The following is a 21,697-nucleotide window of genomic DNA, read 5'->3' on the forward strand; positions in this document are numbered from 1 at the left end:
ATAGCCAAGCCGACCTCGACGAGGTCGCCCGCGAGCTCAACGGGCGCCCCCGTGAAACCCTGAACTGGAGAAACCCCGCCGAAGCCCTCAACCACCACCTCGTTGCAACAGCTCTTTGAAACCGCCCGGTGGAGGACCCGCGAAGTTTGGCCTCTCGACGGTGGAGGGGTGGGGAGAGTCAGGGGTCGGTGGGCCAGCCGCGGGTGACCTCGGCCTTGACCTCGGCCCACTCCCCCTCGAGGGCACCGAGCCGCTCGCCGAGGAACTCGAGGAAGGCGACCGACAGCTGGAGACGGCGCCCGGCGGCGGTCCCGAGGCCCCCGACGGCGGGGACGCCCGCCCGCAGGCTCGTCTCGATCTGGGCCAGCACCCGGTCGCGCGAGAGCATGGCCCCGTGCCAGGCATCGGCCTGCACGACGTAGACGTCGCGGCGCGACCCGCGCTCGCGCTCCTTGCCGATGAGGTAGGTCTGGGTGAGGTAGCGCACCGCGCCGGAGACGGCCGCCGGGCTGACGTCGAGGGCCTCGGTCAGCTCGGCCGCGGTCATGCGTCCGTCGTCGTCGGCGAGCAGCTGCGCGAAGACGCGCGAGGCCAGCCGCGGCATACCGGCGTCGGTGAGGGTGTCGCCGAAGCGCTCGACGTAGGCCGAGACCGCGCGGTCGTCGCGCTCGGGCTCCGGTCGTGCTCTCGTCACCGCTCCTCCTCCGTGCGCCTGCGCCGACCCTATCGTCACCGTCACAACATTCAGTAAACCGTGAATGTTGTGTACCGTCGATGCATGACTTCCGCGATCCAGGTGCAGGGGCTGCACAAGAGCTTCGGACGCACGGTCGCCCTCGACGGGCTGGACCTCGACGTGGCGACCGGTGAGATCCACGGCTTCCTCGGACCCAACGGGGCCGGCAAGTCCACGACCCTGCGGATCCTGCTCGGGCTGCTGCGGGCCGACGGCGGTCACGCCACCCTCCTCGGCGGGGACCCGTGGCGCGAGGTCGAGACGCTGCACCGACGGCTCGCCTACGTGCCCGGTGACGTGGCCCTGTGGCCCAACCTCACCGGCGGCGAGGTCATCGACGTCCTCGCGCGGCTGCGGGGCGGGGTCGACGAGAGGCGCCGAGCCGAGATGATCGAGCGCTTCGACCTCGACCCGACGAAGAAGGGCCGCTCCTACTCCAAGGGCAACCGGCAGAAGGTCGCCCTCGTCGCGGCGCTCTCCTCCGACGTCGAGCTGCTGCTGCTCGACGAGCCGACCTCGGGCCTCGACCCGCTCATGGAGGCGGTCTTCCGCGAGGTCGTCCACGAGTTCCGGGAGGCCGGCGGCACGGTGCTGCTCTCGAGCCACATCCTCTCCGAGGTGGAGCAGGTGTGCGACCGCGTCAGCATCATCCGCGAGGGGCGCAACGTCGAGTCCGGCACCCTGGCCCAGCTGCGGCACCTGTCCCGCACGACCGTCCGGGCGACGCTCGCCCATCGAGTCGACGCAGCACAGGTCGAGTCGCTGCCGGGAGTCGCGGACGTCACGGTGGACGGGGACCACGTGACGTGCACCGTCGGGAGCGACGACCTCGGCCGGCTGCTCGAGCTGCTCGGCACCCACGGGATCACGGCCCTGACGAGTGCCCCACCCACACTCGAGGAGCTCTTCATGGAGCAGTACCGCAGGGCATCGGCGGTGACCCCGTGACCACCCTCGCGTCTGCTCCGAGCCCCACCGCGCGCCCGGCCCCACGCGCTGCCGGCGCCGGCCTCACCGGCACGCTGTCGCTCCTGCGCCTCGCCGCACGCCGGGACCGGGTGCTCGTGCCGGTCAGCGCCATCGGCCTCGCGGCGTTCGTCGCGCTCTCGGCGGAGGCGACGTTCGAGCTCTTCCCCGACCTCAGGACCGCTCAGGAGTCGATGGCGCCGACGTTGGCCAACCCCGCACTCGTCGCGATGTACGGGCCCATCTCCAGTCTCGGCATCGACTCGATCGCGACCTTCAAGTCGGTGCTGCTCGGCGCCGTCTTCCTCGCCCTGCTCGCCTACGTCGTGGTCCGGCGCCACACCCGCACGGAGGAGGAGGCCGGTCGCCTCGAGCTGCTCGGCGCCGGGGTCGTCGGACGCCGGGCGGCGCTGGCAGCCGCGGTGCTGCTCGGCACCGTCGCCGTGCTGCTCACCGTCGTCCTGACCGTCGTGTGGTCGGTCGCCGTCGGGCTCGACCCGGCGGGGTCGGTCGCCCTCGGGGTCTGCTGGCTCGTCGTCGGCCTCTCCTGGGTCGGCGTCACGGCCGTCGCGGCGCAACTGACGTCGAGCACGCGTGGCACCGCCGGATGGTCCCTCGGGGCGCTCGCCGTCGCCTTCCTCGTCCGCGCGGTCGGCGACACCGCGGCCGCCGACAGCCCGGCCCGCCTCCTCTCCTGGCTCTCGCCGCTCGGGTGGGGCGTCAAGGTCTCGCCCTACGGCGAGAACCGGTACTGGGTGGCAGCGCTCGGCGTCGCGCTCTACGCCGTGCTCGTGGCCGTCGCCTTCTCGCTGCTGGACCGACGCGACCTCGGGGCCGGGGTGCTGCCGAGCCGGGCAGGCCACGACCGCAGCGACATCGGCACCACCGGCGCCCTGACGCGGCGACTCGCCCGGGGCACCGTCATCGGCTGGCTCGTCGCCTACGTCGTGCTCGGCCTCGTGCTCGGCTCCATCGCCGGCAGCGTCCAGACCTTCGTGGACTCCCCCCAGGTCGCCGACTTCCTGAGGGCGATGGGGGGCGACGCCGGGTCCATCACCGACATCTACTTCTCGACGGAGCTGCACTTCGCCGCCATCGGCGCATCGGCCCTGTCGATCGCGCTCGTCACGCGGATGCACACCGAGGAGACGACGGGCCGCCTGGAGGCGCTCCTCGCGACCCCGGCAAGGCGCCTGGCGTGGGCCCTCGGCCACGTGGCACTGGCCGTCCTCGTCTCGGCGCTCGTCCTGGTCGTCAGTGCCGCCGTGGCCGGCCTCGTCCACGGAGCCGATGCCGGCGACATCGGGGGAACGGTCGCGCGCCTCACGGGAGCGGCCCTCTCGACGCTGCCGGCCGTGTGGGTCGCCACGTCCGTCGCCCTCGTGCTCTACGGAGCGCTGCCTCGCTTCACCGGGCTGGCGTGGGCCGCGCTCATCGTCTTCCTGCTGCTCGGCGAGTTCGGCGACCTGCTCGACCTGCCCGGCTGGCTCGTCGACCTCTCCCCGTTCACGCACCTGCCGGCGCTGCCCGGGGGCACCCTCGAGTGGGTGCCGCTCCTCGCCCTGACCGTCGTCGCCTCGGCCGTCGGCGCGGCCGGCCTCGTCGCCCTGCGACGGCGCGACATCGGCTGACGACCGCGCCGGGTCGCAGGCGACCCGGGGACCGACGGCACACGGCATACGACCTACGGCGGACGGCTGCCCCGAGTCCGGGCGCTTTGGCCGGGACAGCGTGCCGCGCCTCGGTACGGTGTGCCCCATGACAGGCATACCGGGCTTCTGGGCCGTGATCCCCGCCGGTGGGTCCGGCACGCGGCTGTGGCCCATCTCCCGGCGCCACTCCCCCAAGTTCCTGCACGACCTGACCGGTTCCGGGCAGTCGCTGCTGCGCGCGACGTGGGACCGGCTCGAGCCCCTCGTCGGCGACCGGATCCTCGTCGTCACCGGGGTCGCCCACGAGGACGCGGTCCGCCGCCAGCTGCCGATGCTCGGCTACGACGCGGTCGTCGGCGAGCCCTCGCCCCGCGACTCGATGCCCGCCATCGGCCTGGCCGCTGCCATCCTCGAGCGCCGCGACCCCGAGGCCGTCCTGGGCTCCTTCGCGGCCGACCACGTCATCACCGAGCCGGACAACTTCCGGCGCGCCGTCGCCGAGGCCGTCGTCCTGGCCCGCCGCGGCGAGCTCGCGACGATCGGCATCGACCCGACGGAGCCCGCCACCGGCTTCGGCTACATCCGGCTGGGCGAGCCGCTCGTCGTCGCGGGCGCACCGAGCGCCCACCGGGTCGACGAGTTCGTCGAGAAGCCCGACCTCGAGACCGCCACCCGCTATGTCGACAGCGGTGAGTACCGTTGGAACGCAGGCATGTTCGTCGTCGGCGCGACGACGCTGCTCGAGCTGCTGGCGGAGAACCACGCCGACATGGTCGACAGCCTGCGCACCATCGCCGGCGACCCTCGCCGGATGGCCGACCTCTGGCCGTCCCTGCACAAGATCGCCATCGACCACGCGGTCGCCGAGCCCGCAGCAGCAGCGGGTCGCGTCGCCGTCGTGCCCGCCGCCCTCGGCTGGGACGACGTCGGCGACTTCGCCTCCCTCACCAGGCTCGTCGCGGAGTCGAGCTCGCTGCCCGGCATCACCGCGATCGGCCCGTCCGACGACATCATCAGCATCGACTCGACGGCCACCGTGGCCGCCGGTGGCCGCCTCGTCGCGCTCATCGGGGTCGAGGACCTCGTCGTCATCGACACCCAGGACGCCCTGCTCATCACCCGCCCCGACCGGGCCCAGGAGGTCAAGCAGGTCGTCGAGACCCTGACGGCCCAGGGCCGCACCGAGCTGACATGAGCAGGCTCGCCGGGGCACGTCGCCGGGTCGGCCCGCCCCCGGCGACGGTGGCGCTGCCCGTGACCGTCGCACTGGTGTGGCTGGTGACGTGGCCGCGCACGGTCCCGACGCTCTTCGGTGACCACGGCAGCTACATCTCCATGGCCGAGCGGGTCCTCGCGGGGGACCGCCTCTACGTCGACGTCTGGGACAACAAGGGGCCGCTCTTCTACGACGAGATCGCCGTCGTGCGACTCGTGTCCCGCTACGCCGACATCGTGCTCGAGGTCGCCTGGGTCGCGCTGGCGTGCTGGGCCGTGCTCTCGCTGTGCCGCTCCGCCGGGGTCCGTCGCGGCCTGGCCCTGCTCGTGACGCTGGCGGGCGTGCCGGTCGTCGTCACCGGGGCCGCGTACGGCCCGGGGATGACCCACCTGCCGGGGGTCGCCCTCTGCCTCGCGACCACCGCGCTCGCGGTGCGGCGCCGCTGGGTCCTCGCCGGCGCGCTGACCGGGGTCCTGCTCTTCAGCAAGGAGATCATGGTCCCGATCGCGGCCGTCGCCGTGGTCACGGCGGCCTGGCACCACCGGTCGTGGCGCGGGTTCGCGCGGGCCGTGGTGAGCGCCCTGGTCGTCAGTGCCGCGGTCGTCGCGGGGCTCTACGCGCGGGGCGAGCTCGGCGGGTTCGTCACGAGCATCACCTCCAACCTCGACTACGCCGACGGCGACCTGGCGCAGTCGCGCTACGGCAGCGTCGTCGGACACCTGCTCAACGCGATGCCCGAGGACGGGCGCGGCGGCGGGCTCGTCACCATCGCCGCCGTGGCCCTGGTCCTGGTGACGGGCGGTCGCGCGGGCGGTCGCGGCGCACGGGGCGCACGCGGCGGCGACCGGGAGGCGACCGGCGCCGAGGAGAACCCACCCCTGGCGCAGCCGGAGCTCGTCCGGGACCTCACGGTGGCCACCCTGGTGGCGGCGATCGTCGTCATCGCCGCCACGGCCCCGTGGCCCCACCACAGCCAGTCCCTCTACGTGGCCGGCTGCCTCGCGCTCGTCCTCGTGGCCCTGCGACTCTCCCCACGGCATACGCCCGGAGAGCAGCAGTGGCACCCGGCCCGCGTCGCCGGGACCGCGGTGCTCGTCGCCTTCCTCCTGGGAGGCGCCCTCCACCCCTACTACTACCTCGAGTCCGCGCGTGAGGTCCCGAGCCGCATCGTCGCCCTCTCTCACGACTCCGTCGACAGCGCCGTCATCACCCAGCAGCCGCGCGTGCACACCTACGCCCGGGCCGGTTCGAACGACGACGGGGCCCACGCCGTCGGCCTGCGCTCCTACGCGCTGGTGTGCCCGCGGTTCCACCACTACCCGTTCGAGAGCAGCGCCGTCCTCGACGGCATCCTCGCGTGCCTGCCCAGCGCCGACGCGCTCATCGTCGACCAGACGATCCGGGACGAGCCGAACTCCCCGCAGTGGAACGCCTACGTGGCCAAGGTGCGTGCCCTCGTCGGCAACGGCTACACGTGCGTGCCGACGTCGCGCTCACAGGTCTGCGTCAAGACCAGCCTCTACGTCGCGCCGGGCACGTCCGTCCCGAGCTGAGCCGCGGGGACGCCCGTCACCTCTCGGACGTAGTCCCAGAGCCGCGCCACCTGCTCGGGCGTCTCGACGCCGACGGGCGCGTAGTGCGTCGACCGGCGACGCCGGTCGTGCCAGAAGCCGCCGGTGCCGATCGGGTCGCCGGTGGCGGTGAGCCACACGGCGGTGTCGGCGCCCGAGTCGGCGTCGCGCAGGAGCGGCCCGGTGAGGGCGGCGAAGCGGGGCAGCGAGTCGGTGACGCCGGGGGTGTCGGCCCAGCCCGGGTGCATCGAGTGGACGCGGATGCCGTCGGCGGCGAGGTCACGGGCCCAGAGCTCGGTCATGACGAGCTGCATGCGCTTGGTCCGGGCATAGGCGGTCACACCCGAGTAGTCACCCCGGGTGTACTCCGGGTCCTCGACGTCGAGCCGCTGGCCGTAGGCGCCGCCGGACGTCACGACGACGACGCGCCCGCCGGCCAGCGCCGCGCGCAGCCCGTAGGTCAGCACGTGCGGCCCGAGGACGTGGGTGGCGAGCGTCAGCTCGTGCCCCTCCGGAGTCGTGGTGCGCTTGGGCGGCATGACGCCGGCGTTGTGCACGACCGCGTGCAGGTGCGGCACCTCGCGGGAGAGCCGACGGCCGAACTCCGCGGTCGCGGCGAGGTCGCTGACGTCGGCGACGTGGGTCGTCACCTCGGCGCGGGGCCGCTCGTCGAGCAGCCGCGTACGCGCGTCCTCGAGGCGGCCCGCGTCGCGGCCGGTGAGGTGGACGGCCGCGCCGAGCCGCGCGAGCCCGCGGGCCGTGGCGAGGCCGAGTCCACCGCTCGCACCCGTCACGAGCACGTGACGGCCCGTGAGGGCGCCGGGCGCCGGGTCGCTCGGCCACCAGGCCCGACGCACCGCCGGCCCGATCTTCGTGTAGCCCAGGACCAACGACTTGTCCATGACCCAGTCGACCGCCGCTGCCGCTTCGTGGAGCACCATGGCCCTCACCCTAGGTGGACCGCACGAGGACGTCACCAAGCCGTCACCCGCCGCACCCCGGGGCGTCGCCCGGGCCGGCGCCGACCTCGGGACGGTTGGGCTGTGCGCGTCGCCATCGTCACCGAGTCCTTCCTCCCGGCCGTCAACGGCGTCACGACGAGCGTCTGCCGCGTCGTCGAGCAGCTGCACCGTCGGGGCGACGAGGTGGTCGTCGTCGCGCCGCGGACCCGGGCGCAGGGGCCCGACACCTTCGACGGGGCGCCCGTCCACCGCGTGGCCTCGGTGCCCGTGCGCCAGTTCGACGTCGGCCTGCCGACGCCGGAGATCGAGCGACTCCTCGTGGACTTCTCCCCCGACGTGGTGCACGTCGCGAGCCCCTTCGTGCTCGGGGCTCGCGGGCTCGCGACGGCGCGCAGGCTCGACCTGCCGACGGTCGCCGTCTTCCAGACCGACGTCGCCGCCTACGTCCGCCAGCACACCCCGGGGCCGGCGGGCGCCGCCACGGCAGCCGCCACGTGGCGCTGGATCCGTCGCATCCACTCCTGGGCCGACCTCACCCTCGCGCCCTCCTCCTGCGCCATGGCCGACCTCGTGGCCCAGGACGTGCCGCGCGTCGAGCAGTGGGGCCGCGGCGTGGACGCGGCCCTCTTCAACCCGACGTGGCGGCTCGATGCCCTGACCCGCTCCCTGCGTCGGGAGCTGGCGCCCGACGGGGAGCGGCTCGTCGGCTACGTCGGCCGGCTCGCCCCCGAGAAGGAGGTGGAGAGGCTCGCCGAGCTGGCCGACCTCCCACGGTCCCGCCTCGTCGTGGTCGGGGACGGTCCCTCTCGCGGCGCGGTCGGCGCGGCCCTCGCCGAGGCCGTGGCCGCATCACCGGGACGGCCCAACCGGCCGCCCGTGCTCCTCGGGTCGCGGACGGGCGACGACCTCGCCCGCGCCTACGCCTGCCTCGACGTCTTCGTCCACACCGGCACCTCCGAGACCTTCGGGCAGACCCTGCAGGAGGCCGGTGCGACAGGGCTGCCCGTCGTCGCACCCCGCCGCGGCGGACCGGTCGACCTCGTGACCGACGCCGACAACGGCTACCTCTTCGACCCCGACCGGCCGGGTGACCTGCGGGCGCAGGTATGCCGCGTGCTCGACTCCCCCGACCACGCCGCACACCTGGGACGGCGCGCTCACGAACGTGTGCGTGCCCGCTCGTGGGCGGTCGTGACCGAGGACCTCTCGCGGCACTACGACCGCGTCATCCGGGCACGGCGCCCCGCTCGCGTGGCGTGACGCCCACGCGCCGCGGGACCGGCAGCCGGACCGGCAGCCGGACCGGCGGGACCATCCAGCTCCAGGGCCGCCGGAGGGACGACGCGGGGCAGGACAGGCGCCCACCCGGCCGAGGCGGACGGCATACGCCCTCGATGTCCAAGGTTGTTGTTGAGATTGTCACAACAGGGGCGATACCAGCGGGTAGGAAGTCAGGTGCGGAAACCGCGGGGATAGGGTGCGCACGTGGCCACCAACACTCTCCCAGCGACGGGAACTCCTCGACCTGCGTCGGCACGCCGCACCACCGTGTTCATGAAGCTGCTCATGGCCCTGTCGGGCGCGCTCTTCGTGTTCTACGTGCTGCTGCACATGTACGGCAACCTCAAGATCTTCGGCGGCGTCGCGGCGTTCGACGAGTACGCCCTGCACCTGCGCACCATCCTGATGCCGATCCTGCCCTTCGGCGGGTTCCTCTGGCTCTTCCGCGTGCTGCTCGTCGTCGCGCTCGTCGCGCACGCCTACTCCGCCTTCTACCTGTGGAGCCGCGCCAAGGGCGCGCGCACCACGCGCTACGTGGCCAAGCAGGCCGCGCAGGCGAGCATCCGGAGCCGGATGATGCGCTGGGGCGGCGTCGCGCTGCTGCTCTTCCTCGTGTGGCACCTCCTGCAGTTCACGATCCTCAAGATCAACGTCGGCCCCGAGGCCGCCGGTGACAGCGCCGGCAAGCTCGTCATCTCGAGCTTCCAGGTGTGGTGGGTCGTCCTCATCTACGTGCTGGCGCTCGTCGCCCTCGGCATGCACCTGTGGCACGGCGTGTGGAGCGCCTCGCAGACCCTCGGCTGGACCAACAGCGCCAAGTCGCGCCGGACCGCCAAGGCCACCGCCACCGTCATCGCGCTGGTGACCGCCGTGGGCTTCGCGCTCCCGCCGCTCGCCATCCTGTTCGGAATCGTCAAGGGGAACTGATCCATGACCGACACCCAGACAGCCAGCACCATCACGCCCGAGGCTCCCGCCCCGACCCGTGAGGCGGCGCCCGGCGTCGTGCACGGCCTCTACACCGAGGGCGACCCCATCGTCGACACGAAGGCGCCGAAGGGCCCCATCGAGTCCCGTTGGGACAAGCGCAAGTTCGAGGCAGCGCTCGTCAACCCGGCCAACCGACGCAAGCTCACCGTCATCATCGTCGGCACCGGGCTCGCCGGTGGAGCGGCAGCCGCGACGCTCGGCGAGGCCGGCTACAACGTGAAGTCCTTCTGCTACCAGGACTCCCCGCGGCGCGCGCACTCGATCGCCGCGCAGGGTGGCATCAACGCCGCCAAGAACTACAAGGAGGACGGGGACTCGACCTTCCGTCTCTTCTACGACACCGTCAAGGGCGGCGACTACCGCTCGCGCGAGTCGAACGTCTACCGACTCGCCGAGGTCAGCGCCAACATCATCGACCAGTGCGTCGCGCAGGGCGTGCCCTTCGCCCGCGAGTACGGCGGCCTGCTCGACAACCGCTCCTTCGGCGGCGTCCAGGTCTCGCGCACCTTCTACGCGCGCGGCCAGACGGGTCAGCAGCTGCTCATCGGCGCCTACCAGGCGCTCGAGCGCCAGGTCGCGGCCGGCACCGTCGAGATGTTCAGCCGGCACGAGATGCTCGAGGTCATCGTCGTCGACGGCAAGGCCCGCGGCATCATCGCCCGCGACCTCGTCACCGGCGAGATCGAGACGCACCTCGCCGACGCCGTCGTGCTGGCCTCCGGCGGCTACGGCAACGTCTTCTTCCTCTCGACCAACGCGATGGGCAGCAACGTCACCGCGACGTGGCGTGCGCACCGCAAGGGTGCGCACTTCGCCAACCCCTGCTACACGCAGATCCACCCGACCTGCATCCCGGTGGCCGGCGAGCACCAGAGCAAGCTGACGTTGATGTCGGAGTCGCTGCGCAACGACGGCCGCATCTGGGTGCCCAAGAACGCCGCCGACTGCGAGAAGGACCCGCGCGAGATCCCCGAGGAGGACCGCGACTACTACCTCGAGCGGATCTACCCCTCCTTCGGCAACCTCGTCCCGCGTGACATCGCGAGCCGCCAGGCCAAGAACGTCTGCGACGAGGGTCGCGGTGTCGGCCCCAAGGTCGGCGACTTCCGTCGCGGCGTCTACCTCGACTTCACCGACGCCCTCAAGCGCATGAGCGCCGAGGCCGTCGCGGAGAAGTACGGCAACCTGCTCGACATGTACCAGCGGATCACGGGTGAGAACCCCTACCAGGTGCCCATGCGCATCTACCCCGCGGTGCACTACACGATGGGTGGCCTCTGGGTCGACTACGACCTGCAGTCGAGCATCCCGGGTCTCTTCGTCTCCGGTGAGGCGAACTTCTCCGACCACGGGGCCAACCGCCTCGGTGCGTCGGCCCTCATGCAGGGACTGGCCGACGGCTACTTCGTGCTGCCGAACACCATCCGCGACTACCTCGCCAAGGGCCCCTTCCCCAAGCTCGAGGAGTCCAACGAGGCCGTCGTCGAGGCCCGCGCCTCGGTCGACGCCCGCGTGCAGAAGCTGCTCTCCATCAACGGAGACCGCTCGGTCGACTCCTTCCACAAGGAGCTCGGCAACATCATGTGGGAGTACTGCGGCATGGAGCGCTCCGAGGAGGGGCTGCTCAAGGCCATCGACCTCATCCGCGGCCTGCGCGACGAGTTCTGGCGCAACGTCAAGGTGCTCGGCAGCGCCGACACCCTCAACCAGAGCCTCGAGAAGGCCGGCCGCGTCGCCGACTTCCTCGAGCTCGGTGAGCTGATGTGCATCGACGCCCTGCACCGCCGCGAGTCCTGCGGCGGCCACTTCCGCGCCGAGTCCCAGACCGAGGACGGCGAGGCGCTGCGTCACGACGACGAGTACGCCTACGTCGCCGCGTGGGAGTGGGGCGGTCAGGACGGGACGCCCGTGCTGCACAAGGAAGACCTGGTCTACGAATTCGTCGAGATGAAGCAGCGGAGCTACAAGTGAAGACCACCCCACAAAGTTCTCCGTTCGTACCTCACTCCGATACTTTGCGAGGACCCCGATGAACCTGACCCTCAAGATCTGGCGCCAGTCCGGCCCCAAGGCCAAGGGCGAGATGGTGACCTACCCGGTCACCGACATCTCCGAGGACATGAGCTTCCTCGAGATGCTCGACGTCCTCAACGAGCAGCTCAACGCCCGCGGCGAGGAGCCGATCGCGTTCGACTCCGACTGTCGCGAGGGCATCTGTGGCATGTGCGGCCTGATGATCTCCGGCAAGGCCCACGGCCCCGAGGTCACCACGACGTGCCAGCTGCACATGCGCAGCTTCTCCGACGGCGACGAGATCACGATCGAGCCGTGGCGTGCCGACGCGTTCCCGGTCATCAAGGACCTCGTCGTCGACCGGAGCAGCTTCGACCGGATCATCCAGGCCGGCGGCTTCATCAGCGCCAACACCGGCTCGGCGCCGGAGGCCCACTCGGTGCCGGTGCCCAAGCCCAAGGCCGACCGCGCCTTCATGGCAGCGGCCTGCATCGGCTGCGGCGCGTGCGTGGCGGCGTGCCCCAACGCGTCCGGCATGCTCTTCATGGGCGCCAAGATCACGCACCTCGGTGAGCTCCCCCAGGGCCAGCCGGAGCGCGACGCCCGTGTCGTCAGCATGGTGACCCAGCACGACCACGAGGGCTTCGGCGGCTGCACCAACGTCGGCGCCTGCTCCTCGGCGTGCCCGAAGGAGATCCCGCTCGACGTCATCAACCAGCTCAACAAGGACCTGCGCGGCGCCCTGATGCGCGGAGAGTGACGCGCGACGCGCCGATCGCACAGATCCACCGACGACTCGCCCCGGACCTCCGGGGCGGGTCGTTCGCGTTCGGCACTTTGTCGAAACGCTCGAGCCTCCCCGCGCTCGGCTGCTAACGTCCCCGAACGGTCGGAGGCGCAGGGACAGGACAGGGGTCATGACGGGTTCGGCGACGACAAGCAGTGTGACGGTGGGTCCGGCGACACGTCGCCCGATGCTGATCCTGGCGTGGACCGCCGCAGCGGTGGTCCTGCTCGTCCAGAGCCTCAGGGTGCGGTCGCTCTGGTACTACGGCACCGACATCGAGGCCACCTGGGACGGCGCCCGCAACCTGTTGCGCACGGGCGACCCGTACGTCGTGGTCCCGGGGCACAGTCCCTTCGTCTACCCGCCCTCCGCAGCACTACTCTTCGCCCCGGCGGCGCTGGTCGACAATCGGCTCTTCGTCGCAGGAGGCCAGCTGTTGACGGTGGTCGCGGCTGTGGCACTGGGTGCAGCTCTGGCGGCTCTCGTCGGAGCCCGTTGGTGCGGACCGGTCGCAGCGTGCTTCGTCATCGTGATGACGCTCTCATCCGTCGGGACCGAGACGCTGGGATACGCCAACCTCTCGTGGGCGGTCGCCGCCCTTGCAGGGTGGACGCTCGTGGCGATGCAGCACCTCAGGTGGCACACGGCGGCCGTGCTGATCGGTCTCGCTGTGGCCATCAAACCGATGGCCGCCACCTTGGCTCTCGTGCTCCTCGTCGAACGCAGGTACCGCGCGCTGGCCCTCGCGGCAGCCATCCCCCTCCTGCTCAACCTGGCGACCATCCCGCTGCTGCGTGCGCCGGCGGAGTTCGTCACGGTCGTCCTGCCCCGGGTGCTGAGCGGCGCGACGACGGGTGTCGGCAGCAATCCTTCCCTCTGGGGCTTCGGCGTCCGGCACGAGCTCGACAGTCCCGTCGTCTGGTTCCTGCGCGCCCTGCTGTTCGCGGCCACCGCGGGACTCGTCGTCGTCGCAGCCCGACGTCGTTCGCCAGCCCACCACGCAGTCATCGGCCTCGGGTCGGCAGCGGCCGTGATGCTGGTGGTCCAGGTCAACCAGCCGTCCTACGGGCTCGTGGTCCTGCCGCTCGCGGCGGCGCTGTTCGCTGTGGGAGACGCGTGGACCCGAGCCGTCCTCATCGCTGCCTCGGGCCTCATCCTGTCCTGTGGAACTCCGGGTTGGGTGCCGACCGACGCCACCATGCTCGGCGAGCTCGCCCTCTTGGCTGCCTCGGCCCGCGTCACGATGTCCGGGGACCGCACCGCCGACATCCAACCTGCGTACGTGTCTCGGGGTTAGTCTTTCCCGGCGATGACGCCTCCTGCCCTCCTCCGACGCCGCCCGTGGACGACTCCGGCCGCGGGCGCGACGCTCGGTGCCGTCGCGCTGGGGCTCACCCTGACGAGCACGTATGCCGTCCCCGCCGCGGGTGCCACTGCTCTCCCCCGTGCCGCTGTGGTCTCGTCGGTCCGGGCCACGGCGTCGACCTGCGCACCGTGGCAGACGCAGCAGGCCGTACCTGCGGGCACGGCGCTCGCGCCCCGGGTCTTCCCGGCGGACGAGCAGCTCGTGCAGGCGCCGGGGTCGGCGTCGGCCGGCGCGGGCAAGACCTCGAAGCCACCGAAGATGCATCTGGTCTGTCGCAACGCGCCGCCCGTCCCGTTCCCGCACGCGGCCTGGCAGCCGGACACCGTCGTCGGCGGCTCGCGCCTCGCCGAGACGGGAGTCATCGTCGACCGCCCGGTGTCGGTGCCGGCACCTCCGGCGGTCTACGACGTCTCCTACGTCATCGCCGACCTCGACACCGGTGAGATCCTCGCCGCCAAGTCACCGCACGCCTGGCTGCGACCGGCGAGCACGCTCAAGACGCTCACCGCCCTGACCCTGATGCCGCGCCTCGACCCGCACCAGGTCGTCGTGGCCGGACAGGACGCCCAGGACGCCGCGGGCTCGCGCGTCGGCGTCCTCGCCGGCAACCGCTACCCCGTCTCGAGCCTCTTCGACGCGATGCTGATGTTCTCGGCCAACGACGCCGTCTACGCGCTCGCCGACGCCGCCGGCGGCTACGAGGAGACGGCCGCCCTGATGAACCAGAAGGCCGACGAGGTCGGGGCGCACGACACGCTCACCGTCGACCCCAGCGGCCTCGACGACGGCGCGCAGCGCTCGAGCGCCTACGACCTCGCGGTCATCGGCCGCGACGCGATGCGCCTGCCCGACTTCCGCGCCACCATCACCAAGCGCGACACGGTCTTCCCCGGCGGCAAGGACGCCCGGGGCAAGGTGTGGCCCGCCTTCCACGTCTACAACATCAACGAGCTGCTGGCGCACTACCCCGGCGCCATCGGCATCAAGCCGGGCCGCACCGACCGCGCGCAGCACACGTTCATCGGGGCCGCCACCCGCGGCGGTCGCACGCTCATCGTCAGCCAGATGGGCAGCATCACGGGGTCGTGGAAGCCCACGGCGGCGCTTCTCGACTGGGGCTTCGCCAACGCCGACCGGGTGACCCCCGTCGGCCGCCTCGTCGACCCGGGCGAGGCTCGCGCACCCTCCCCTGCGCCGACGCTGCCCGCCCTGCCCACCGACGGTGCCACGGGCACGGGATCCGGAGGCGGCTCCGGGCCGTCTGGCGGCACGGGCACACCCGCGCCGCTGTCCGCCGCGGCTCTGGCGGCGACGTCGCTGGACCGGACCATGTCGCTCGCGGTGCTCGCCGCCGCCGGGGTCGTCGTGACGACGGCGGCCACGCTCCTCGTCCTCGGCCTGCGCCGACGCAGGGCCGCGCGTCGCTGACGGGCCGCCACCACCGGGGCCGAGTGCCCGTCGCCAGGTGGCGACCGGCCGAGCAGCCCGCGGGTGCCTCGGCGACCCGGACGCCGTGGGGGTCCGGAGCGCTCAGGCCCGGTGACGCCTGACCCGACGCACCCCGCGCACCGCAGACACGGCGAACGCCCCGATAACCGCACCGGCCGCCAGGCTCGCGCGGTCGGTGGCGCGTGACGACTCCGCGACGACCCTCCCGGAGGCCGCAGTCGCGGCGGGGACGACGGGAACGGGAGCCTCCGACGGGGCGGGCTCCACGGCATACCGAACCGTGTCGGTGTCGGCGCTGCCGAGGCCGGCTACGTTCGCGGTCCACGCGGCCGAGAGCAGGATGACCTTGGACATGAGGTTGAGCCAGAAGAGCAGCCCCACCGCGACGGCGACGGCGCCGAGCAGCGGGTTGGCGGTCGCATGGCTCACGAGGAAGCCGCCGAAGAGCTTGAGCACCGTGAGGATGACGGCCCCGAGCACGGCGCCCTGACGCACGTGGTGCATCGGAAGCCGCACCCCCGACAGCATCCGCAGGAGCACGACGAGGATGAGGGTGTCGAAGACGATCCCGGCCAGCAGGCCGAGCAGGCCGACGAGGAAGCCGTTGCCCGCCAAGCCGATCCAGCCCGCCACCCGCTCGGCAAGACCCCCGATGGCGCTCGTCAGGATCGCCGACACCGCGATCGCCAGGCCCAGCGTCACGAGGACGAAGAGGTCACGGCCCTTGGTGCGCACCATGTTGTCGCTCGACGCCTCGAGGCCGAAGACGCCACGGATGCCCGTCCGCAGCGCGCCGACCCAGCCGAGGCCCGCCAGCAGCAGGGTGACGAAGGAGACGATGCCGGTGATGGTGAGCGTCAGGCTGGCCGGCGCCTGCACGCTGATGATGCCATCGGGGTGACCGGCCGTCTTGACCATCCCGGGCAGGGTCGCGTTGAGCGACTCCGCGATGGTCTCGACGAGGTCGGGGCGCCCGCGGAGCACGAAGCCGAAGATCGCGAAGGCGAGCGCCAGCGCCGGGAAGATCGAGAAGAACGCGAAGTAGCCGACCCCCGCGGCGAGCAGGTCGCCGTTGGCCTCCCCGTAGCGGGTCCACGCGTGGAAGGCACGCGTCGCCTTGAGCCGGTCCAGCGCGGTCTGGAACGCCGGCACGCTCAGCTCCCGACGAGGGCGAACTCGTGCACCGGACGCCACACGCCGTCCTCACCGAGCTCGTACAGGTGGTACGCGCCGACGGGGAAGGCGACCGAGTAGTCGGCCAGCTCGCCGAACGCCCGGTCGAGCGACTCCGACGGCACGTTGTGCGCCACCGTCACGTGCGGGTGGTAGTAGAAGTCGAGGTCGCGACGCACCGGTCCGGAACGCAGCGCACGCTCGAGCGACTCGCAGTTCGAGACCCCGCGCGCGACCTGGATGAAGACGACGTCCGAGAGCGGACGGAAGGTGCCGGTGCCGCGCAGGACGACGTCGAAGGCGGAGTGCGCGGCGGCAACGTCCGCGCAGTGGCTGCGGAAGGCGGCATACGCCTCCTGATCGACCTCGGTCGGCGGCAGCAGGGTGATGTGGGCCGGGATCTGCCACGCCTGGGGGTCGCCGAAGTCGGCACGACGGCGCTGGAGGTAGTCACCGTGCGGAGCCGGGATCGGGATCGAGACGCCGATCGTCGTCGGGCGCGCAACACTCACGCCCCTGACCGTACCGAAGTCACGCGCCCGGAATGTGCCGGGGTCTGAACAACCACGGATCGAGGCGCACGTCGCAGCGCCACACGGGGTGCGTCAGGCGCTACCGTCCACCCATGTTCCGCAGCGAGCACAGGGCATCCGGGCGACCTCCCGGTGCGACCCTCTCGGTTCCCTGGACGTGGGCCTTCGGGACACCGCCCCCTGAGTACGGCGTGCGGCTCGTGCGGCGCCCGTCTGACTGGGGCCAGGGACGGGTTCGCGGCCTCCTGACCCAGCTGGTTCACGCGGGACGGCTGGCCGTGACCGCCAGACACTCTCGAACGCTCGTGCTGGCCACCGTCGGAGCCGAGGCCGCCGTCACCGCCCGGCTCGCCAAGCTGCTCAACCGACGGCTGCACGTCGTCGTCTTCGATGTCCTCGCCCCGCGCCGAGAGCTGCCCCGTCCGTTGGCGAGGCGGTTGTTCGCCTCCGTCGACGAGTTCGTCGTCATCCGGACGGGCGACGCCACCATGCTGGCACGACGCTTCGACGTCGATCCCGGCCGCTGCCGGTTCGTGCGCTGGCCGGTGCCGGACCCGACCGGACCCGGGGACGGAGCACCCGACCCGGCTGTGGGCGAGAGCGCCGGACGCGGGCTGCCGTCGACGTACGTCTACTCCGCCGGATGGGCACATCGTGACTGGGACACGCTCGTGCAGGCGATCGACCAGACGAAGACGGAGGTGCAGGCCGTCATCGCTCCCGGCAGACCCCTGTCGCTGCCGCCGGGGGTGCGCGACCGCGTCCGCGTCATCGACATGCCACCACCAGAGCTCGGCCGGGTGCTGACCCGCGATGCGGAGGTCGTGGCCGTCGTCATGCACGACACCGACCTGCCCGCCGGGCCGCTCGTCCTCCTCGACGCCATGGCTGCTGGCCGGGCGGTCGTGGCGACCGACGTCAACGGCACGCGTGACTACGTCCGCGACGGTGAGACGGCACTGGTCGTGCCCGCCGGCGACCCGGCAGCCCTGGCGGGCGCCTTGTCGCGGGTGTGGGAGGACCCCGAGCTGCGCGCCCGGCTGGGATCCTCGGCGCGCCGGGCGGTGACGGACCTCCACCAGGTCACGACGTTCTGGGACGACCTCCTGGCCCCCGGCGCCTGGGAGTCCTCGACGGCGCCGTGAGTCAGGCCCGCGAGGAGCTGCGAAGCAGGCCGACCTTGTCGTAGACGCGACGGACCGTCGCCTCGGCCACGGCACGAGCGCGCTCGGCGCCGTCGGCCAGGATGCGGTCGAGCTCCGCCGGGTCGGCCATCAGCTCGAGCGTCCGGGTGCGGAACGGCGTCACGGCCTCGACGACGACCTCGGCGACGTCCTTCTTCAGGTCGCCGTAGCCCCTGCCGGCATAGTCCTCCTCGAGCGTCGCCACCGGCGTCCCCGACAGGGCGGAGTGGATCGAGAGGAGGTTGGAGATGCCGGGCTTGGCCGCCTCGTCGAAGCGGATCTCGCGCTCGGTGTCGGTGACGGCCGAGCGGATCTTCTTGGCGATGCGCGCCGGCTCGTCGAGCAGGCTCACGAGGCCGGCGTCGGAGGCCGCGGACTTGCTCATCTTGGCCGTCGGCTCCTGGAGGTCCTGGATCTTGGCCGTGGCTTTCATGATGTGCGGCTCGGGCACGACGAGGGTGTCGCCGAAGCGCTGGTTGAAGCGGCCGGCCAGGTCGCGGGAGAGCTCGAGGTGCTGGCGCTGGTCCTCCCCGACCGGCACGACGTTCGCGTCGTAGATGAGGATGTCGGCGGCCTGCAGGACCGGGTAGGCGAAGAGCCCGACGTTGGTGTTGGTGCCCTTGGCCGACTTGTCCTTGAACTGCGTCATGCGGCTGGCCTCACCGAAGCCGGTCAGGGTGCCGAGCACCCAGTAGAGCTCGGTGTGCTGAGCGATGTGGCTCTGCACGAAGAGGGTGGAGCGGGCCGGGTCGACGCCGCCGGCGATGAACTGGGCCGCGGTGATGCGCGTCCGCTCGCGCAGGACCTCGGGGTCGGGCGCGACGGTCAGCGCGTGCAGGTCGGCGACGAAGTAGAAGGCGTCGTGGGTCTCCTGCAGACGGACCCACTCGACGAGCGCCCCGATGTAGTTGCCGAGGTGGAGCGAGTCGCTCGTCGGCTGCATGCCGGAGAGGCTGCGGGGCGTCGTGGTCGGCAGGGAGGGCGTCGAGGACATGGGTGCATTCTGGCCCATCGCCGGCCACGGGCCCGAACCGGTCCGATGCGTCCCTGCTGGCCCCGGCTGCTTCGCGCTGGTCCACGCGTCGGGTCGCGCGCCTCAGTCGCTCTCGAGGTCGTAGTCGACGACGACGGGGGCGTGGTCGCTCCACCGCTCGGCATACGTGGGCGCCCGACCGACGAAGACGTCACGCACGGTGGCCGCGAGACGCGACGTCGCGAGCTGGTAGTCGATTCGCCAGCCGGCGTCGTTGTCGAACGCCTTGCCGCGCCACGACCACCACGAGTACGGGCCCGGGACGTCACCGGCGTGCCTGCGCTGCACGTCGACCCACGCTCCGTCGGCGAGCCAGCCGTCGAGGACGGCGCGCTCCTCGGGCAGGAAGCCGGCCTTCTTGAGGTTGCCCTTCCAGTTCTTGAGGTCGGCCTCACGGTGGGCGACGTTGAGGTCGCCGGTGACGAGGGCGAGGGCGCCGTCGGCGGCGGCCCGCTGCATGCGCCGGGTCATCGCGTCGAGGAACGCCATCTTGACGTCCTGCCGGTCAGTCCCCGCCTCGCCGGTGTGGACGTAGGCCGAGACGACCGTGAGTGCTCCGGCGGGCGTCATGACGTCGGCCTCGACCCATCGCCCCTCGTCGGCGAACGCCCCGTCTAGGCCCACCCGCACGGCGGTGTGCGGATCGCGCGTGGCGACGGCGACGCCCGCCCGTCCCTTGGCCGTGCCCTCGGTGTGGGCCACCGACCAGTGCGCGAGGCCGGCGTCGGCGAGCACCTTGGCGAGCTCGGTGTCGTCGGCGCGCACCTCCTGGAGGCACAGCACGTCAGGTGCGACCTGCTGGAGCCACGGCACCATGCCTCGTCGTGCGGCAGCTCGGATCCCGTTGACGTTGGCGGTGACGACGCGCATGGGCCCGATTGTGCAGGACCCGTGTGGCGCCCTCCCTGCCCGCCCCACGGGATCGCACGATCACCCGCGGTGGTATGCCGTGTGCTGCCTAGAATGCGACGTGCCCACCGATGCCCTCGCCCTCGCGCCCGTCGTCCTCGCGGTCGTCCTCGTGGTCAGCGCTGTCGGCAAGCTGCGCGCCCCGACGGCCTCGGCCGAGGCGTTCCGAGACCTCCGCGTGCCGTCCGTGCTCTCGGGCTCCCTTGTCGTGCAGGCTCTTCCGTGGGTCGAGCTGCTGCTGGCCGTGGCGCTCGTCGTCAGCGGTGGATCGCTCGGTGTCGTCGTCGCGGCGGCCACCCTGCTGCTCTTCACGTCATACCTCGTCCTCGTGGTGCGGGCGCTGGGGTTCGACGAGGACGTCGAGTGCGCGTGCTTCGGTGAGTTCGCGCCCGGCCGGATCACGCGGCGCACCGTGGTGCGCAACGCGTGGCTGGTCGTGGTGGCGGTCGGCGCGCTCGTCGGCGCGGCCGGCGGCTCCTCGGTCGTCGCACGCATCGCCGACGGCCGGCTGCCGTGGTGGTGGCTCGGTGGCGCAGTGGCGGCGGCCGTCACGACCTGGCTGGTGGCGGGTGCCACGAGCGCATCAGGTGTCGAGGCGGCTCGCGTCCCGACCGTGGACGAGGAGGGCGACTACGTGCGTCAGCGGACACCGGCCCTGCCCGTGACGCTCGGTGACGGCTCGACGAGCACCCTGCGCGCGCTGAGCGCCGAGCGACCCCAGCTGCTCCTCTACGTCTCGGAGACCTGCGGCAGCTGCCTGCCGGTCATCGAGGCCGCCCCCGTGTGGCGTGAGCAGCTGCCTCAGCTCGACGTCCGCCTCGTGCTGCGCTTCGGGCCGGAGAGCTCGACACTCGGCTCGACGCAGGAGCCGCTGAGCGTCCACGACACCGAGGGCCTGGTCTACGAGACGTTCGACCTGCGCACGCCCAGCGCCCTGCTGCTCGGGGCCGACGGGCTGCTCGCGGGAGGGCCGATCACCGGGAGCACCGCCGTGCCGGAGTTCGTCGACGACATCCGCGCAGAGCTCGAGGCCGCCCTCGGCGCCTGAGACCGCGGTCGGGCGTCCCCGTTCGGCGGCAGCGCGTCGTGTCGTGGCAGCGATGACGGCCCCGGCCCCCGTGGGGGCCGAGGCCGTCGTCGTGTCCGGTTGCCCGACGGTGTCAGGCGCAGGCCGCGTTGAGCGGGGGCGGAGGAACCGCACCCTGGATGTTGCACGAGCCGCCGCCGCCCGTCGCGGGAGGCGTCGACAGCGTGCCGCTCGAGATGCTGACCGGCGTCGGGTCGATCGCGGCGCAGGTGCTGCACTCGTAGCGCTGGTAGTCCAGGCTGAACGAGGTGTTCTGGCTGTTGGCCTGGCTGTTGGTGTAGACGAAGATGCGCTGCACCTCGCCGTCCGGCGTGCAGAACGTGTTGCACACCGTCGACAAGGGCGGCGTGCACGTCGCGCACGAGCACGTCGTGCCGCTCTTGACGACGACCTGGTACCCAGTGACGGGGACGCCGTTGATCCGCACGTTCGTGATGACCGTGACACCCGTGGTCGGACCCGGGCCGAGCGTGTTGACCGCAGTCAGCTCGAAGACGTAGCCCTTGAAGATGTCGTTGGCGTTGCCGGGGAGCTTGCAGGCCCCACCGGTGAAGCTCAGCGGTCCGGACGAGGCTGCCACCGTGGGAGCCGCCCCCGCGACCACGACAGCAGGCACTGCCCAGGCAGCGCCCTTGACGACCGAACGCCGGCTCGGAGGCGCCGAGTCGGCGCCATGGTTGTGTGACATGAATGTATCCCCCACTCGATGACTGACCCCCCCGAGTCAAGCGTCAACATACCCGAGCCGGGCACCCCGGATGCCTGAAAACGCACACCTTCGTCCATTGC

General features: G+C 72.1%; 19 protein-coding genes and 1 pseudogene. 13 read left to right on the forward strand and 7 right to left on the reverse strand.

Going from position 1 to position 21,697, the window contains the following annotated elements; all coding sequences use genetic code 11:
* Positions 1–119 (forward strand): annotated as a pseudogene (locus tag ABD297_RS23735) (IS30 family transposase); the annotation flags it as partial.
* Between the two features lie 59 nt (positions 120–178).
* Here ABD297_RS23735 and ABD297_RS16900 read toward each other — a convergent pair.
* Positions 179–694, reverse strand: coding sequence for a GbsR/MarR family transcriptional regulator (locus ABD297_RS16900; protein WP_344256216.1), 516 nt, complete (start codon positions 692–694; stop codon positions 179–181).
* A gap of 84 nt (positions 695–778) precedes the next feature.
* Between ABD297_RS16900 and ABD297_RS16905 the strand changes: the two genes are divergently transcribed.
* The 4 genes from ABD297_RS16905 (at position 779) to ABD297_RS16920 (ending at position 6,123) form a co-directional block, all read left to right on the forward strand.
* Positions 779–1,684: an ABC transporter ATP-binding protein gene (locus ABD297_RS16905; RefSeq protein WP_344256217.1), complete on the forward strand. Its 906-nt coding sequence runs from the start codon at positions 779–781 to the stop codon at positions 1,682–1,684.
* Positions 1,681–3,333 carry an ABC transporter permease gene (locus ABD297_RS16910; protein ID WP_344256218.1) on the forward strand — a complete coding sequence of 551 codons (1,653 nt, stop codon included), beginning with the start codon at positions 1,681–1,683 and terminating at the stop codon, positions 3,331–3,333. Before ABD297_RS16905 ends, ABD297_RS16910 begins: the two co-directional genes overlap by 4 nt.
* A 127-nt stretch (positions 3,334–3,460) precedes the next feature.
* Positions 3,461–4,549 carry a mannose-1-phosphate guanylyltransferase gene (locus tag ABD297_RS16915; RefSeq protein WP_344256220.1) on the forward strand — a complete coding sequence of 363 codons (1,089 nt, stop codon included), beginning with the start codon at positions 3,461–3,463 and terminating at the stop codon, positions 4,547–4,549.
* A complete protein-coding gene (locus tag ABD297_RS16920; RefSeq protein WP_344256221.1) occupies positions 4,546–6,123 on the forward strand; it encodes a hypothetical protein in 1,578 nt (525 codons plus the stop codon). Before ABD297_RS16915 ends, ABD297_RS16920 begins: the two co-directional genes overlap by 4 nt.
* Here ABD297_RS16920 and ABD297_RS16925 read toward each other — a convergent pair.
* Entirely contained in the window at positions 6,090–7,082 is a 993-nt protein-coding gene (locus ABD297_RS16925) for an SDR family NAD(P)-dependent oxidoreductase (protein WP_344256222.1), read from the reverse strand. The genes ABD297_RS16920 and ABD297_RS16925 overlap by 34 nt on opposite strands.
* Positions 7,083–7,184: 102 nt before the next feature.
* Between ABD297_RS16925 and ABD297_RS16930 the strand changes: the two genes are divergently transcribed.
* The 6 genes from ABD297_RS16930 to ABD297_RS16955 all read left to right on the forward strand — a co-directional run bounded on the left by ABD297_RS16930 (position 7,185) and on the right by ABD297_RS16955 (position 14,968).
* A complete protein-coding gene (locus tag ABD297_RS16930; RefSeq protein ID WP_344256223.1) occupies positions 7,185–8,363 on the forward strand; it encodes a glycosyltransferase family 4 protein in 1,179 nt (392 codons plus the stop codon).
* A 225-nt stretch (positions 8,364–8,588) separates the two neighbouring features.
* Positions 8,589–9,311, forward strand: a complete 723-nt coding sequence (locus ABD297_RS16935) for a succinate dehydrogenase cytochrome b subunit (protein ID WP_344256224.1) — start codon at positions 8,589–8,591, stop codon at positions 9,309–9,311.
* A gap of 3 nt (positions 9,312–9,314) precedes the next feature.
* Positions 9,315–11,345, forward strand: coding sequence for a fumarate reductase/succinate dehydrogenase flavoprotein subunit (locus ABD297_RS16940; RefSeq protein ID WP_344256226.1), 2,031 nt, complete (start codon positions 9,315–9,317; stop codon positions 11,343–11,345).
* A gap of 58 nt (positions 11,346–11,403) precedes the next feature.
* Positions 11,404–12,147 (forward strand): succinate dehydrogenase/fumarate reductase iron-sulfur subunit, encoded by a 744-nt coding sequence (locus ABD297_RS16945; RefSeq protein ID WP_344256228.1) that lies wholly within the window; start codon positions 11,404–11,406, stop codon positions 12,145–12,147.
* A 214-nt stretch (positions 12,148–12,361) separates the two neighbouring features.
* A complete protein-coding gene (locus tag ABD297_RS16950) occupies positions 12,362–13,471 on the forward strand; it encodes a glycosyltransferase 87 family protein (RefSeq protein ID WP_344256229.1) in 1,110 nt (369 codons plus the stop codon).
* A gap of 12 nt (positions 13,472–13,483) precedes the next feature.
* On the forward strand, positions 13,484–14,968 hold the full coding sequence (locus ABD297_RS16955) for a D-alanyl-D-alanine carboxypeptidase family protein (protein ID WP_344256230.1): 1,485 nt from the start codon (positions 13,484–13,486) through the stop codon (positions 14,966–14,968).
* 102 nt (positions 14,969–15,070) lie between these two features.
* Here ABD297_RS16955 and ABD297_RS16960 read toward each other — a convergent pair whose 3' ends face one another.
* Both ABD297_RS16960 and ABD297_RS16965 read right to left on the reverse strand, forming a co-directional pair.
* On the reverse strand, positions 15,071–16,141 hold the full coding sequence (locus ABD297_RS16960) for a YihY/virulence factor BrkB family protein (RefSeq protein ID WP_344256231.1): 1,071 nt from the start codon (positions 16,139–16,141) through the stop codon (positions 15,071–15,073).
* 2 nt (positions 16,142–16,143) lie between these two features.
* Positions 16,144–16,674: a 2'-5' RNA ligase family protein gene (locus ABD297_RS16965; protein ID WP_344256232.1), complete on the reverse strand. Its 531-nt coding sequence runs from the start codon at positions 16,672–16,674 to the stop codon at positions 16,144–16,146.
* Positions 16,675–16,973: 299 nt separating this feature from the next.
* On the opposite strand from ABD297_RS16965, the gene ABD297_RS16970 reads away from it, so the two are divergent.
* The gene (locus ABD297_RS16970) at positions 16,974–17,840 is read left to right on the forward strand and encodes a glycosyltransferase family 4 protein (RefSeq protein WP_344256233.1); all 867 of its coding nucleotides are present in this window, start codon (positions 16,974–16,976) and stop codon (positions 17,838–17,840) included.
* 1 nt (position 17,841) lies between these two features.
* On the opposite strand, the gene trpS is transcribed toward ABD297_RS16970, so the two are convergent.
* Together trpS and ABD297_RS16980 are read right to left on the reverse strand one after the other, a co-directional pair.
* Positions 17,842–18,891, reverse strand: coding sequence for a tryptophan--tRNA ligase (gene trpS / locus ABD297_RS16975; protein WP_425581189.1), 1,050 nt, complete (start codon positions 18,889–18,891; stop codon positions 17,842–17,844).
* A gap of 84 nt (positions 18,892–18,975) precedes the next feature.
* Positions 18,976–19,782 carry an exodeoxyribonuclease III gene (locus tag ABD297_RS16980; protein ID WP_344256235.1) on the reverse strand — a complete coding sequence of 269 codons (807 nt, stop codon included), beginning with the start codon at positions 19,780–19,782 and terminating at the stop codon, positions 18,976–18,978.
* Positions 19,783–19,882: 100 nt separating this feature from the next.
* Between ABD297_RS16980 and ABD297_RS16985 the strand changes: the two genes are divergently transcribed.
* A complete protein-coding gene (locus tag ABD297_RS16985) occupies positions 19,883–20,869 on the forward strand; it encodes a MauE/DoxX family redox-associated membrane protein (protein WP_344256236.1) in 987 nt (328 codons plus the stop codon).
* Positions 20,870–20,981: 112 nt separating this feature from the next.
* Here the strand turns inward: ABD297_RS16985 and ABD297_RS16990 are convergent, their stop codons facing one another.
* Entirely contained in the window at positions 20,982–21,596 is a 615-nt protein-coding gene (locus tag ABD297_RS16990) for a hypothetical protein (protein WP_344256237.1), read from the reverse strand.
* Positions 21,597–21,697: the final 101 nt, after the last annotated feature.

Source organism: Terrabacter carboxydivorans (assembly GCF_039532035.1).
Classification (GTDB): domain Bacteria; phylum Actinomycetota; class Actinomycetes; order Actinomycetales; family Dermatophilaceae; genus Terrabacter; species Terrabacter carboxydivorans.

Coding starts and splice junctions, on each gene's coding strand:
- ABD297_RS16905 (WP_344256217.1), top strand. CDS start 779: ATGACTTCCGCGATCCAGGTGCAGGGGCTGCACAAGAGCTTCGGACGC.
- ABD297_RS16920 (WP_344256221.1), top strand. CDS start 4,546: ATGAGCAGGCTCGCCGGGGCACGTCGCCGGGTCGGCCCGCCCCCGGCG.
- ABD297_RS16980 (WP_344256235.1), bottom strand. CDS start 19,782: ATGCGCGTCGTCACCGCCAACGTCAACGGGATCCGAGCTGCCGCACGA.
- ABD297_RS16940 (WP_344256226.1), top strand. CDS start 9,315: ATGACCGACACCCAGACAGCCAGCACCATCACGCCCGAGGCTCCCGCC.
- ABD297_RS16950 (WP_344256229.1), top strand. CDS start 12,362: ATGCTGATCCTGGCGTGGACCGCCGCAGCGGTGGTCCTGCTCGTCCAG.
- trpS (WP_425581189.1), bottom strand. CDS start 18,891: ATGGGCCAGAATGCACCCATGTCCTCGACGCCCTCCCTGCCGACCACG.
- ABD297_RS16990 (WP_344256237.1), bottom strand. CDS start 21,596: ATGTCACACAACCATGGCGCCGACTCGGCGCCTCCGAGCCGGCGTTCG.
- ABD297_RS16925 (WP_344256222.1), bottom strand. CDS start 7,082: ATGGTGCTCCACGAAGCGGCAGCGGCGGTCGACTGGGTCATGGACAAG.
- ABD297_RS16945 (WP_344256228.1), top strand. CDS start 11,404: ATGAACCTGACCCTCAAGATCTGGCGCCAGTCCGGCCCCAAGGCCAAG.
- ABD297_RS16915 (WP_344256220.1), top strand. CDS start 3,461: ATGACAGGCATACCGGGCTTCTGGGCCGTGATCCCCGCCGGTGGGTCC.
- ABD297_RS16955 (WP_344256230.1), top strand. CDS start 13,484: ATGACGCCTCCTGCCCTCCTCCGACGCCGCCCGTGGACGACTCCGGCC.